Source organism: Candidatus Blochmannia vicinus, assembly GCF_023586525.1.
GTDB lineage: Bacteria > Pseudomonadota > Gammaproteobacteria > Enterobacterales > Enterobacteriaceae > Blochmanniella > Blochmanniella vicinus.
Map to the genome: position 1 here is coordinate 469,668 of NZ_CP097763.1, position 14,723 is coordinate 484,390.

The following is a 14,723-nucleotide window of genomic DNA, read 5'->3' on the forward strand; positions in this document are numbered from 1 at the left end:
AATCATTTATTTCAGAGATTTTCATGTCTTTTTGTATGTGATTATATATAAACTTGATTATTACTATTAAATATTATTAAGTGTAGTATACTATACTACGAGATATTTGACTAATTTTATTATATGTGATTACGTATATCAAATTTATTTGGAGTAGTTATTGTTGTATGACTCAAATTTTTTTAATAAACAAGCTATATTAGTTCATACTATTTTTCCTAAAAAAAAAGAAGATGAAAATTTTGATTTAAAAGAATTTTTATCTTTAGCTTCCACAGCAAGAATACAAATTCTAAGTATTCTTACTAGCAATTGTAAAACTTGCAATAGTAAATATTTTATTGGAACTGGAAAAGTGTTAGAGCTTGAACAGATGGTTAAAAATAATCCCGTATCTATTGTATTATTTAATTGTATTTTATCCCCTCATCAAGAACGTGATCTTATGCATTTATTACAATGCAAAATAATTGATAGAAATCAATTAATTCTTAATATTTTTGCACAGCGTGCACGCACATATGAAGGTAAATTACAGGTAAAATTAGCCCAATTACGTCATTTAAATTCTCGTTTAGTACATGAATGGAGTCATCTTGAACGTCAAAAAGGAGGTATTGGTTTACGAGGAGGATCAGGGGAGATGCAATTAGAAAGTGATCGTCGTTTATTGCGTAAAGAGATTACTCAGGTCTTATTGCGTCTAAAAAAAATAGAAAATCAAAGAGAACAAAATAGAAGACATCGCCTTAGAATTGGAGCGCCTACTGTTTCTTTAGTAGGATATACAAATGCTGGAAAATCTACTTTATTCAATATGATGACCGAATCACATGTTTATACAGCAGAGAAATTATTTTCCACTCTTGATCCTACATGTAGACGAATTGTATATAAAGGAGGGTCTAATATTATATTATCAGATACAGTAGGTTTTATTCAAAATTTACCACAAGGCTTGATATCTTCTTTTAAGGCAACTTTACAAGAAACAATACAAGCAACATTATTATTACATGTTGTAGATGTTTCTAATGAAAGATTTGAACAAAATATTGATACAGTACGTTATATTTTAAATAATATGCATATCCATAACACCCCCATACTTTTAGTGATGAATAAAATAGATCGATTAAAAAAACTAGTACCGCGTATTGACCGGGATCATGATAGTCGTCCAATACGAGTATGGATATCTGCTCAAGATAATTTAGGCATTTCTTTATTAATACAAGCCCTTAATGAGTTGTTACTAAATAATATGATTTCTTATGAATTACGGATGCCTATAAATAATGATTTATGCCAAAAATTATATAGGTTGCAAGTTGTTAAACAATATTGGGTTGAAGATAATAATTATATTAGATTAAAAATATATTTGTCTTCTATAGATTGGTGTCGTTTGTTAAAAAATAATAAATTATTAATAGATTATGTTATTTAATATTTCTAAAATACAGAAGAATAATGTAAATTACTCATATAATATGTGAGGCAAAATATGATTTTTAATTTTTTCAATAACTATAGGTATATTCACGATCCATGGGGAGATCGTAATAAAAATGATATAAATAGTTCTTCTTCCGAAGATAAAAATAAATCTAAATTTAATATATTAGATCCAGATAAATGCTTAAATAAAATAAATGACAAACTAAATATATTTAGTAATAAAAATAAAGACATAGAAAAATTTTCTAAAAATAAAAATTTTTTTATAATTTTAGTATTGATTATTATTGTTTTTATATGGATTTTTAGTGGTTTATACACTATTAAAGAAGCAGAACGTGGAGTAATTTTAAGATTTGGAAAATATCATCATTTAGTGCAACCAGGATTAAATTGGAAGCCTACTTTTTTTGACGTTGTAATCCCAGTAAATGTAGAATCAGTACGTGAATTAGCAGCGTCTGGTATGATGCTAACTTCAGATGAAAATGTAGTTCGAGTAGAGATGAACGTGCAGTATCGTGTAACTGAGCCGAAAAATTATTTATTTAACGTTATTGATGCTGATGATAGTTTACGTCAAGCTACTGACAGCGCATTGCGCGGGGTTATTGGTAAATATAATATGGATCGTATTTTAACTGAAGGACGTACAGTAGTGCGTAGTGATACTCGAAGAGTTTTAGAAAAAACGATATATCCTTATAATATGGGTATTACTTTATTAGATGTAAATTTTCAAACAGCTCGCCCGCCAGAAGAAGTAAAAGCAGCGTTTGATGACGCTATTGCCGCTAGGGAAAATGAACAACAATATATTCGTGAAGCTGAAGCTTATGCTAATGAAGTACAACCACGTGCCAATGGACAAGCACAACGTATCTTAGAAGAAGGTCGTGCATATAAAGCGCGCACTATTTTAGAAGCGCAAGGAGAGGTACAAAGATTTTTAAAAATTTTGCCAGAATATAAAGCAGCTCCTGAAATTACTCGCGAGCGACTATATATAAATTCCATGGAGCGTGTTTTGAGTAATACTAGAAAAATATTCGTAAACTTAAAAAATACACAGAATGTATTATTATTACCTTCAGGTCAAGTAAAGACAATTAAAAATAATAACGATAAAGTTGAGTATTCTGATAGCATTGATAACATCAATGATACTTTTAATCTTAACAAAATATCTGCTACTGATGATTCTAATACCAATCATTCAAAATTAATATCAAAAAGTAGTAAACTGTCTTGTCATGCAAATACTATAGCTGAAGAAAAAGTTTTAGATCAAAGACAAGCTAATACACAACGTGTTAATATTGTGCGTAAAGGGAGAGAGTCATAAATGATACGAAATGTTTTTTCATTCATTATATGTATAATAGTAGTGGTGTTGTTTTTTTCTTTATTTACAATAGAAGAGGGACATAAAGGTATTATATTACGTTTCGGGAAAGTATTGCGCGATATGGATAATAACCCATTAATCTATAATCCTGGATTACATATAAAAATTCCATTTATTGAGACAATAAAAATTTTAGATTCACGTATTCAAACTATGGATAATCAAGCAGATCGCTTTGTTACTATGGAAAAAAAAGATTTAATTATTGATTCTTATATTAAATGGCGCATCAGTGATTTAAGTCGATATTATTTAGCAACAGGAGGAGGTGATATTTCCCAAGCAGAAGTGTTAATAAAACGAAAATTTTCTGATCGATTACGCTCGGAATTAGGAAGATTAAATGTTCAAGGTATTGTAACAGATTCACGAAATAGATTAATGACTGATGTACGCGCATCGTTAAATAATGGCACATCAGGAGAAGAAGCGCTGACATCATTCTCTAAAAATATTAAAAATTTTAATTCGGAGAAATACGATATCTCAGGACAAAAACGATATCGTATTTCTGATTCGGTTAATCCAAACAGTATGGCTGCGTTGGGTATTGAGATAGTAGATGTGCGGATTAAACAAATTAATTTGCCAACAGAAGTATCTGATGCAATTTACCAGCGTATGCGAGCAGAACGTGATGCTGTTGCTAGACGTCATAGATCCCAGGGACGAGAAGAGGCAGAAAAATTACGTGCTACTGCAGATTATGAGGTAACACGTACTTTAGCAGAAGCTAAACGTCAGTCTTTGATTGTTAGAGGAGAAGCTGATGCTGAAACTGCTAAACTGTACGCTACTACTTTTAATGAAGATCCATCATTTTATTCATTAATACGTACCCTGCGCGCATATGAGAATAGTTTTAAGAAAAATAATAATGATCTCATGGTATTAAGCACAGAAACTGATTTTTTGCGTTTTATGCAATCACCACAAATTCTGCCAAGTATTAATAATTAAAATTTTAGAATAATAAATACTTGCCATATTTTATATTATAAATTAGGTATTATTTGTTATATTTCATATACTTAATCTCTACAGGAAATAATTATTTAAAAAATTAATAGGTGATTTTAAGAAATGGTTAGAAGTGTTGTTGTGTTAGGAGCTCAATGGGGTGATGAGGGTAAAGGAAAAATAGTTGATTTGTTAACTTCACAAGTTCAATACGTAGTGCGTTATCAAGGAGGGCACAATGCTGGTCATACTATTGTAGTAGACAAGAAAAAAATCACTTTGCATTTAGTTCCTTCTGGTATTTTACATAATCATGTTACTGCTATTATTGCTAGTGGGGTTGTAATATCGCCAACATCTTTAATAAAAGAAATAGAAATGTTGAAAAAAGCAGGTGTATCAACATGCAAACGCATATTTATTTCCGCATCCTGTCCTTTGGTGTTATCTTATCATGTCGCAATGGATTTAGCTAGAGAAAATTATCGAGCCTCTAAAACTATTGGTACTACAGGGTGTGGAATTGGGCCGGCTTATGAAGACAAAATAGCACGACGTGCATTACGAGTGAGCGATTTATATAACATAAAAAACATTGAAAATAAACTACAAGATATAATAAATTATTATAATTTTCAATTAGTTCATTATTACAAGGTGAAACCTATTAATTATCACGTGGTTTTAGATGAAGTGGTATCAACATCTGATATATTAATTGATATGATTGTTAATGTTCCTGAATTATTAGATGATGCTATAAAACGAGGAGATTCAGTTATATTTGAAGGAGCTCAGGGTAGTTTACTAGATGTTGATCATGGGACATATCCTTATGTGACATCCACTCATACTATTGCTGGAAGCGCAAGTGTTGGTGTGGGGATTGGAATTGGTTGTATTGATTATGTTTTAGGTGTTGTAAAAGCGTATTCTACTCGTGTTGGATTTGGGCCTTTTCCTACAGAACTGTCGAATGATATAGGTAATTGGCTATGCATGAACGGAAATGAAATTGGCTCTACTACTGGGCGTCGTCGTCGTACTGGTTGGTTTGATGCGGTAGCAGTACGATATTCTGCAAAAATTAATTCTTTTTTTTCGTGTTGTTTAACAAAACTTGATGTTTTAGATGGTTTAGAAGAAATAAAAATTTGTATTGCGTATCGCAAGAAAAACGGGAAAATAATATATAATTTTCCATGTGCTTTAGAAGAATTAGAAAATTTAGAGCCGGTATATGAAATATTACCTGGATGGCAAAAAAGTACTGTAGGTATTACGGCATTTCATCAACTTCCTAAAGAGTCACAACACTATATTAGACGTATAGAAGAAATTATTGAAGTTCCTATAAATATTATTTCTACTGGTTCAGAACGTTCAGCAATAATAGTATTATGTAATCCATTTAATTCTTAATTAACATAAAGAGCTGATGCTTTACTGTAAATAAAATAATTATTTGTTTGATAATCATACGTTGGATCTATCAGCGCGTGGTTTTAACAAGTAAAATATTTAGATTTCATATTTAATTATAATTTTGAACTAATATTTTTATAACTTTTAGATGTAAAAATAGAATATAAAATAGAATCAAAGTGTTATTTTGTTTTCATGTGTTTAAGTATTTAAAAAATTAGTTCAATATTACATACTAAAATTAGGGTTGTTTTTTAGAAAATACGATGATTGAATTAGTGTACGGTATACACGCTGTAAAATCTGTTTTAGATGACAATTCAAAACGGATTTTATCTGTGTATATTACACAAAAATCTAAAGACTTACGTTTAAAATCGTTAATTGATCAATTAAAACAATGTAAAATTGGCATTAAAAAATGTGATCGTCAGCAGCTAGATATTAAAGCGCAAGGAGCAGTACATCAAGGCATTATTGCTGAAATAGTTCAAAAATATTGTATGAAAGAAAATGATCTGTCTAATTTTTTAATACAATGTAAAACTACACCATTATTGGTGATATTAGATGGCATTACTGACCCACGTAATTTGGGCGCATGTTTACGATCTGCAGATGCAGCTGGGGCACATATAGTTATTGCGCCCCGTAATCGATCAGCGCGTTTAAATGGAACAGTTAGAAAAGTAGCTAGTGGCTCTGTAGAGCACATACCTTTCATGCAAGTGACTAATTTAATTAGGACATTACAATTACTTCAAAAACATAATATTTGGATTGTTGGTACTATAACTCAATCTAAACGTTTTATTTTTAATACTAAATTAATTAAACCATTAGCTTTTGTAATGGGTTCTGAAGGAAATGGTATTCGTCGTTTAACTCAAAAATATTGCGATGAATTAATTACTATTCCAATGTTAGGAGCTGCTACATCATTGAATGTTTCAGTGGCTACAGGAATATGTTTGTTTGAAGCGTTAAGACAACGTGGGAAGTATAAATAGTATAATGATTTAACATATATATATTTAACTATATAATTATTGTATGAATATACATTATTATTTAAGATATATGGTATTAATCATAAAAGATTAACATTTATATATAATTTTTATTTATGTAAAATTATATAGAAGAAAATATAAGTGTCTTATTATTTTTTAAGAATGTTATTAAATTCAATAAAGACAAATATTTTGGAATAAAAGGAATAAAGCATGCGTTATTATGAGATAGTTTTTATGGTTAACCCTGACTGCAGTGAACAAATATCTGGTATAATTAATCATTATACAGAAATTATCATAAATTCTAAAGGAAAAATTCATCGTATTGAAAACTGGGGACGTCGTCAATTAGCATATCCAATTAATAAATTTAGTAAAGCTTATTATATATTGTTAAATATAGAAGTGTCGCACAACATTATGAAAGAATTAAATAATGCTTTTCGTTTTAATAGTCTTATCATACGCAGTATGATCATGCGAACTAAATGCGCAATATCTGATCCGTCTCCTATGATGAAGAGGAAAGAAGAAAATCAAGAGCGCTATGTTACTAACACGTAGTAAAGTATTAAAATATATATTTTAATACTTATATTTATCTAATTAAATATTCGTGGATTTTTAGTAATTAATAATAATTAAAATTATAGATACATATTATTATATATTGCATTGAATAAATATAACATTATTATATTAAATTTGATTAAATATAGAAGTATGTATAATAAAATATGGAGTTAATTATGGGGCGATTTGTACGTCATCGCAAGTTTTGTAGATTTACAGCAGAAAAGTGTATTAATATTGATTATAAAGATCTTGTTACAATACAACATTCTATTATAGAAAGTGGAAAGATTATTCCAAGCAGAATTACTGGAACGAGAGCAAAATACCAAAGACAATTGGCTCGTGCCATCAAGAGAGCACGTTATTTGTCTTTATTGCCATATACTGATCATCATTAACTATTTAGAATGAATATAGATTAGTGTAATTTTGTTATCAAAAAAAATTGGAATAACGATGAAAATTATTTTGATTAATGACGTTGATAAGCTTGGAAATATGGGATCAGAAATTACTGTGAAATCGGGTTATGCTCGTAATTTTTTAATACCAAAATATAAAGCAATGCCAGCTACAAAAAATAATATCGCAATATTTAAAGCAAAACAGCTTGAGTTTCAAAATAAAGCTATAGAAATACAAACTAAGGCTGAACTTTGTGCAGAAACAATTAACAAATTAAAGAGTATTACTATTAAAGCTAAATCAGGAGTGGAAGGAAAATTATTTGGTTCTATAGGTTCTCGCGATATTGCTGCCGCAATTACGACAGCTTCTGGGTTTAAAGTTTTTAAATCTCAAATCAGATTACCTAATCATAATGTATTGAGAACTACTGGCACGTATAACATAAATATACATATTTATAATGATGTTTTTGCTAAAATAGACGTTATTATTGTTAGTCAAATGATAAAGAATAAGTAATTATAAATGATGCGATCATTTTGTTATATGTATTAATTTTAAAAATATATATAGTAAAATTGTGTGTCTTTTTATTTTGATTAAAAATCATAGTATATGTAATTAGTTATGACTAATCGTAGCCTCTTCTATAAATAAATTATTGATATATGTTTATAATTTATATTATGACGGATATAAAAGGTTATCAGGAAATGTATTATGCTAATTCATTATGGAATGATTGAAAAAATAAGCTATATTGCTCGTATAGCTGGAACAGAAATTATGAAGATTTACAATGGGAATTTAAAGTTAAATGCGCACCAAAAGTTAGATAAATCTCCTGTAACTAATGCTGATTTACTTTCTCATAAGATTATTATGTATGCATTACGAAATTTGACACCTGAAATTCCAGTGTTGTCTGAAGAGGATACTACTGAATGGAAAGTATGCAGAGATAAAAGTTGTTTTTGGTTGATAGATCCTTTAGATGGAACAAAAGAATTTTTATTGCGAAATGGTGCGTTCACTGTGAATATAGCCTTTATAGAATACGGTCAACCTATTATGGGAGTAGTGTATGTTCCCGCATATAATATATTATATGCAGCAGATAATGGAAAAGTATGGAAGATTAATTATAGAGGAGAACGTATAAATATTGCAGTGTGCGCATCTCATTATCCAATGATAGTGATGAGTCGCAACGATGTTGATTATGATCAACATCGTTTGTATGGTTATTTAAAAAAATTTAAAAATTATAAAATTATTAATATTGGATCATCATTTAAATTTTGTTTAATAGCAGAAGGTAGTGTGCATTTTTATCCGAGGTTTTCATATACTAAAATTTGGGATACAGCTGCTGGACATGTTATTGCTAAATCAGCTGGTGCTATAATTAATGATTGGGATGGAAATTCTTTACATTATAGCAATATAAATCGATCCTTTTTAAATCCAGGTTTTCAAGTTTCATCATATTAATTTGTATTGTATGTTTTATTTTTATTATCTATATAAATTGATATAGATAATAAGATGTCTGTCGGTATTTAAATTTTAATTTTTAATATTATTTAGAAGAGTTGTTATTATAAAATATTAATGATTTTCTAAGAATAACGGAATACTGAGTGTTATGTATTAATTATCAGATGTAATCATATATTATAGAAAGTAAATGAATATATATGTATTTATACTGAATAAATATGAAATAAAATAAGGTGTTCCACAAGGATGTTTTGCAAAGAAACTATATTTGTTAATATAATGTTTTATTATTTCACTTAAAAATTTAATATATTCCAGGACTTCATGCATGTTCAAGGAGCTTAAAAAATATATAGCGATAAGATCATATTTGATAGTTTATTTCTTCATGCCATTGATTTGTAATAGTAATATTAATATAGTAATAGAAGGATTAGATGGCGAATTAAATTATAACGTACGTGAGAAATTATCTGATATTAATACTGATTACAAGTATGTAGATATAGATTTAAAAAAAAAATAGATAGCGCAGTTAGAGCTGGATTACGTCCATTAGGTTATTATAATCCAACGTTGATTTTTTCTTCATTTAAGCCTTGCGATAAACAATCTGATCTACTAGTCATTAAAATTGAACCTGGGTCTCCAATTATGATTACTGAGGTAAATATTGTTATTCATGGAGATGGAAGAAAAGATCATGACTATCAGAAAATGGTAAAAGATGGAAAATCTTTTGTTGGAACAAGATTGAAACATAGTGATTATGAAGAATTTAAAAATAAACTTTATAATTTAGCTTTATTTAAAGGGTATTTCGATGCTACGTTCCAAAACAGTCAACTTATTGTTATACCTTCACTTTGTCGAAGTATTTGGAATATAGATTTCTATAGCGGACAACGTTATTTTTTTGAAAAAATTAAATTTCATGGCAGTCAAATTAAAGAAAGTTATTTAAAAAATATATCTAATATACATTCAGGAGAATACTATAATGCAGCGTCTGTTATGGAATTAAATCGCCGACTCTCTTCTACTAATTGGTTTGAATCAATATCAATCTCTTCAGAGAATACACGTTGTCAGCAAAAAAAACAATTAATATTAGACATCTTTTTTTATCCATGTACTAGAAACAGTTTTGAAACTGGATCTGGTTACAGTATGGACACAGGTCTACGCACTAAAATAATTTGGAAAAAACCGTGGATTAATGCATATGGACACAGTTTAGAAAATAATTTTAGTCTATCTACGTCAGAACAAGTTATTGATTTAAGTTATAAGATTCCACTTCTTCGTAACCCATTAGAACAATATTATCTATTACAGGGAGGGTTAATACATGAAGATATACATAATATTCGATCTAGCATTATAACTATAAATATGGCTCGTTATTGGAATTGCCCCCATAAGTGGCAACGCGCAATTAACGTGCATTGGCATTTTAATCATTATGATAATAATCATATTACTAGAAATATAGTATTAATTTATCCAGGAATAAGCGTACATCGCATTCGTAAGCGCGGAGAAGTAATGCCGTATTGGGGAGATAGTCAGCGTTATTCAATTAATATATCCAATAATTATTGGAAATCAGATGTTAATTTTGTTGCTGTGCAAGCTCAAAATATTTGGATTCGAACATTATCAAAAAAACATCGCGTTCTAATTCGTGGGAATTTAAGCTGGATAGATACTAATAATTTCTCATTTATTGATTCAATGTTACGTTTCTTTTCCAGTATGGATAGTGGTATTCGTGGATATAAATATTTAGATCCTTATGACAACTCTGAATGTTATATAAATGTTGCTGCTAAATTAATTACTACTACAGTTGAATATCAGTATAACATGATTAGTAAATGGTGGGGAGTTATTTTTATGGATGTAGGAGAGATTACTAATAATATTAAATGGAATAATTTCAGATCTGGTATGGGTATTGGAGTACGCTGGCAATTTCCAGTAGGTCTTATAAAATTAGATTTAGCAACTCCATTAATACATAGAGGAAAAGTAAATCATCAGTTTTTATATTTATATGTTAATTTAGGACCAGATTTATGATTTTTATAAAGAAAATCTATTTGATTTTCTTGTTATGGATATCAATAATATGTGGAGTTTTTATGTTTTTATTAGGTACTAATACTGGAACATATTTAACTCTTACAGGTATCGCTTATTATATCCCCGGGTTAACATTTGATTCTGTTTCCGGTACTTGGGGTAATTTTAATATAACCCATATAGTCTATAAAACGCCGATAGGTATAATTGATATTGATCAATGTAACATTTTATTAAATCTAAAATATATATGGAATAAACAGATATATATTGATCATCTTTTTTTAAAAAATATTTTTATAAAAATAACAAAAGTAGATACTAAAAATCAAGAAAATGAAAAATATAAAAAAATAAAAATAGAAAATATTTTTTCTTTTCCGTTTCCTATAATACTAAAAAAAGTAATATTGAATAATACTCATATTATTTCAAAAAATATTATTTTTAAATTAAAAACGCTAGATACTGGATTAACATTTCAAGATAATTTATTAACGGTTTTACCCGTATGTATCAAAGGAGCAGTTTTAAATGTTTCTAATATAAATATATCAAATATGAAAACTAATATAATAAACATGTATAAGCATAGTAACCAATGGAATATAAAATGTTTACTTAAATCATTATCTAGTACATTGTCAGTAACATTGTCTTCTTTTAAGATTCCCATAGATTTAGTTCTAAAAGATGTAAAAGGAGAGAATGTTTATATTTTCGATAATTATCGTAATTATTATACTATTAATCATTTTTGTTTTCGGACATATTTACATGATCAGGCGGCAAGTTTAAAATTAAATATTAAATTACCATATGGATATTTTAATGCGATAGGAAATGTAATATTTAAGGAATATTATCCAATAAATGTTACAGCTGATTATATTGTATATAATATTTCTAGCACCAATAACTCTTCTAATAAGATAAAAAATCAGAATATCAGTAAAATAAAATTAATTCTCACTGGAGAATTATACAATGATATATGTCTTCGTTGTGATTTTTTAGGCATTGTTTCTGCAGTACATGTATTATTAAAAATTAATATGATGAAATTTGGTATACCTATAGGCATATCTGTAGTTGGTAGAAAAATACCGCTTTCTTTTTTAGGAATGGATAATTATTTAATAGAAGATATTAATTTACGTTTAAACGGTGAAATACGAAGTTATTATATTCAAGTAATATTACAATTGAGTAGTATCAAATTTTCAGCAGCACATGTAATCGTGAATGCTCACGGGGATACTAACAGTTGTACCGTTTCTAAATTAAAAGCAACAATGTCAGATGGATATCTTAATATGCAAGGAGTTATTAACTGGACTAATATGATTAGTTGGAACAGTGTATTTTTATTAAATAAAGTTAATTTTTTTCAAAAATGGTTTAAAAATCCAATTAAATTATCAGGTAATATCGTTACTCAAGGACGTTTATATTCTAATGCTTGGGATATTAGAGTATCTGATTTAAATCTTAACGGAAGTGTATCAAATAGTAACATCTCATGTACAGGTGCATTATATAGTAACTCACTCGGTGAGTGGCAAGTCCCGGCATTATTAATAAAATGGGGAACTAATGCGTTAGAAATACAGGGAGACTTGAAAAAAAATTCTGTTTTAAAAGCTATGCTTTCAGCACCAGATTGCAATATAATCATACCTGGATTAAGCGGTAGTGTATATGGAAAATTTAAATTGTATGGACCTATTAGATGTCTTAGATTATTATCAAATGTTGATGTATTTTCTCTGAATTGGAAAGAAAAGAATCTTAATATTAATAAGATAATGATAAATAGTGATATTTGCCGTGATGATATTACGCAAAGTAACCTTTTTTTACAAGCAGATAAAATACGGTGTAGATTTTTGTCATTGCGCCAAATAATAATGCAAGGAAAAGGTAATATTAAACAGCATTATTTAAATTTAACAGCCTGTGACGACATGTTGTCTGGGGAAATAAAACTTTGCGGAAATCTGGATCTTTTTAATAAAACTTGGCATAGCAGAGTTAACAAAACGAGCATTATGACTCCAATGGGAACATGGAAATTAATGCAAGATATTGTTCTCACTTATCAATATTTAACACAAAAAATTATTTTTGATTCACATTACTGGGAAATTATTAATTATACAATTCCTATTTCTAATGGTTTAAAAACAAATATTTTAAACAAAATAGATGATTTATTTAAAAGTTTTAATATAGTTTCTTTAAAAATTTTATTTCCAGAATTAATAAATATACATACCGTTCGTATATCTTTCTCGAATTGTTATTGGGTAGCAGGAGAACGATTACCTAAGGGTACAATTTTATTTTCAGGAAAACAATGCAATATTCAATCTTCTATGGAAGATAAAGAAATAAATTCAATTAAAATAAACAAAATCACTGTAAGAATTATATTAATGCAAGCCATTTCATATTGTAAATGGTTCATAAATTTTGGTAATTATGATCAAAATTATGGATCGTTCAAAATAACCGAATTACATAATACATCTAAAATAACGGGCAACATACAGATTAAAAATACCTTATTATTTCCTTTTTGTCGTGCATTAATCTCATTAAAGGAGCCTATAAATGGATTGTTGAATTTGAATATTCATTTTTATGGATATGCGCATCACCTAAAAATTTATGGCTCTGCTCAACTACAAAATTTTGATATTAATAAGCCCGATACACCGTTTTTTATAAAAAATGGTCAGCTGTTTATAAGATTTTTTGGGGATCATGCTATATTAAATGGCACAATGAATACTGATAACGGAAGTAAGTTAAATTTAAATGGTGATATTGTTAATTTTAATTTTATTCGTAATATGCATGCATTTTTCAGAATATGGGGAAATCAAGTTTATTTTTGCATATCTCCAAAAATAAAGATGAAAATCTCTCCTAATATTACTTGTATGCTGACTTCAGAAAAAATTCATTTGAGAGGCAATATAGAAATTCCTTGGGCTCATATTGAAGTTAAAGAACGTTCAAAAAATATAGTTAGAGCGTCTTCAGAAGAAATTTTATTAGATGATAATTTTGAACCTATTTTAGATAAATCTAAAAATTTATGTATTTCTATTTATTCCAATGTTACTGTATCTCTTGGTAATGATGTGAATTTTAACGGATTGGGTTTACGCACGAAATTAAAGGGTAACTTAGAAATTGGATATAATAGAAATAATTTACTTTTAACAGGGCATATTGATATGCTTTCTGGTTATTTTCAAGTATATGGACAAAATTTGATGATAAAAAAGGGACACCTACTGTTTTCTGGATCAATAAACCAACCATATCTTGATATTGAAGCAATTTGTAATCCATCTAATATTAGAAATAGCAATATAGTTAGTATACGAATTACTGGTATTTTTGATCAGCCAAAACTAGAAGTTTTTTCTACTTCTTCATTATTTTCTCCACAGGAAATAGTACCTTATTTATTAGGTGACAATAGAAATTTTATACTTTTTAATACGGATGCAAGTGTAATAACATCTTTTTTAATTGGAGCAAGTGTCAAAAATAGTGAGCAATTTATTAACAAGATCGGAAAAATATTTGGTGTACAAGATTTAGCATTAAATACTCAAGATATTATCGGAACCACGCCGTTAGTTGCGATCAGTGGATATATCGCTCCCGGTTTACAAATTAAATATGGAATAAGCATTTTTGATTTATTGACGACAATAACCGTACGTTATTGTTTATGTTCACAATTGTATTTAGAAGCTACATCTGGAAGTAATCAAGCAATTGACTTGTTATATAAATTTAATTTTTAATAATTTTAATTTGCAATCGTCAACGTTTAATTAAAACTGTGTGATAAA

At 28.3% G+C, this 14,723-nt stretch carries 12 protein-coding genes; all 12 read left to right on the forward strand.

Going from position 1 to position 14,723, the window contains the following annotated elements; genetic code table 11:
• The first annotated feature begins 163 nt into the window (after positions 1-163).
• The 12 genes from hflX to M9408_RS02025 all read left to right on the forward strand — a co-directional run bounded on the left by hflX (position 164) and on the right by M9408_RS02025 (position 14,675).
• Entirely contained in the window at positions 164-1,450 is a 1,287-nt protein-coding gene (gene hflX / locus M9408_RS01970; protein ID WP_250257000.1) for a ribosome rescue GTPase HflX, read from the forward strand.
• 57 nt (positions 1,451-1,507) lie between these two features.
• Entirely contained in the window at positions 1,508-2,806 is a 1,299-nt protein-coding gene (gene hflK / locus M9408_RS01975; RefSeq protein ID WP_250257002.1) for an FtsH protease activity modulator HflK, read from the forward strand.
• Positions 2,807-3,829 carry a protease modulator HflC gene (hflC, locus tag M9408_RS01980; RefSeq protein ID WP_250257003.1) on the forward strand — a complete coding sequence of 341 codons (1,023 nt, stop codon included), beginning with the start codon at positions 2,807-2,809 and terminating at the stop codon, positions 3,827-3,829. It abuts the gene before it with no gap.
• 123 nt (positions 3,830-3,952) lie between these two features.
• Entirely contained in the window at positions 3,953-5,251 is a 1,299-nt protein-coding gene (locus M9408_RS01985; RefSeq protein ID WP_250257004.1) for an adenylosuccinate synthase, read from the forward strand.
• Positions 5,252-5,520: 269 nt separating this feature from the next.
• Positions 5,521-6,264: a 23S rRNA (guanosine(2251)-2'-O)-methyltransferase RlmB gene (gene rlmB, locus M9408_RS01990; RefSeq protein ID WP_250257005.1), complete on the forward strand. Its 744-nt coding sequence runs from the start codon at positions 5,521-5,523 to the stop codon at positions 6,262-6,264.
• A gap of 216 nt (positions 6,265-6,480) precedes the next feature.
• Entirely contained in the window at positions 6,481-6,834 is a 354-nt protein-coding gene (gene rpsF / locus M9408_RS01995) for a 30S ribosomal protein S6 (protein ID WP_250257006.1), read from the forward strand.
• Positions 6,835-7,019: 185 nt separating this feature from the next.
• Complete coding sequence (gene rpsR, locus M9408_RS02000) at positions 7,020-7,244, forward strand: 30S ribosomal protein S18 (RefSeq protein ID WP_250257473.1); 225 nt, start codon at positions 7,020-7,022, stop codon at positions 7,242-7,244.
• Positions 7,245-7,302: 58 nt separating this feature from the next.
• Entirely contained in the window at positions 7,303-7,773 is a 471-nt protein-coding gene (rplI, locus tag M9408_RS02005) for a 50S ribosomal protein L9 (RefSeq protein WP_250257007.1), read from the forward strand.
• Positions 7,774-7,992: 219 nt separating this feature from the next.
• Positions 7,993-8,748 (forward strand): 3'(2'),5'-bisphosphate nucleotidase CysQ, encoded by a 756-nt coding sequence (gene cysQ / locus M9408_RS02010; RefSeq protein ID WP_250257474.1) that lies wholly within the window; start codon positions 7,993-7,995, stop codon positions 8,746-8,748.
• Between the two features lie 337 nt (positions 8,749-9,085).
• Entirely contained in the window at positions 9,086-9,283 is a 198-nt protein-coding gene (locus tag M9408_RS02015; protein ID WP_250236340.1) for a hypothetical protein, read from the forward strand.
• Between the two features lie 50 nt (positions 9,284-9,333).
• Complete coding sequence (locus M9408_RS02020; protein WP_250257008.1) at positions 9,334-10,842, forward strand: autotransporter assembly complex protein TamA; 1,509 nt, start codon at positions 9,334-9,336, stop codon at positions 10,840-10,842.
• Positions 10,843-10,904: 62 nt separating this feature from the next.
• On the forward strand, positions 10,905-14,675 hold the full coding sequence (locus tag M9408_RS02025) for a translocation/assembly module TamB domain-containing protein (RefSeq protein ID WP_250257009.1): 3,771 nt from the start codon (positions 10,905-10,907) through the stop codon (positions 14,673-14,675).
• Positions 14,676-14,723 lie beyond the last annotated feature (48 nt).

Coding starts and splice junctions, on each gene's coding strand:
- M9408_RS02025 (WP_250257009.1), top strand. CDS start 10,905: ATGTTTTTATTAGGTACTAATACTGGAACATATTTAACTCTTACAGGT.
- M9408_RS01985 (WP_250257004.1), top strand. CDS start 3,953: ATGGTTAGAAGTGTTGTTGTGTTAGGAGCTCAATGGGGTGATGAGGGT.
- hflK (WP_250257002.1), top strand. CDS start 1,508: ATGATTTTTAATTTTTTCAATAACTATAGGTATATTCACGATCCATGG.
- rpsF (WP_250257006.1), top strand. CDS start 6,481: ATGCGTTATTATGAGATAGTTTTTATGGTTAACCCTGACTGCAGTGAA.
- M9408_RS02015 (WP_250236340.1), top strand. CDS start 9,086: ATGTTCAAGGAGCTTAAAAAATATATAGCGATAAGATCATATTTGATA.
- hflC (WP_250257003.1), top strand. CDS start 2,807: ATGATACGAAATGTTTTTTCATTCATTATATGTATAATAGTAGTGGTG.
- cysQ (WP_250257474.1), top strand. CDS start 7,993: ATGATTGAAAAAATAAGCTATATTGCTCGTATAGCTGGAACAGAAATT.
- rlmB (WP_250257005.1), top strand. CDS start 5,521: ATGATTGAATTAGTGTACGGTATACACGCTGTAAAATCTGTTTTAGAT.
- rplI (WP_250257007.1), top strand. CDS start 7,303: ATGAAAATTATTTTGATTAATGACGTTGATAAGCTTGGAAATATGGGA.
- rpsR (WP_250257473.1), top strand. CDS start 7,020: ATGGGGCGATTTGTACGTCATCGCAAGTTTTGTAGATTTACAGCAGAA.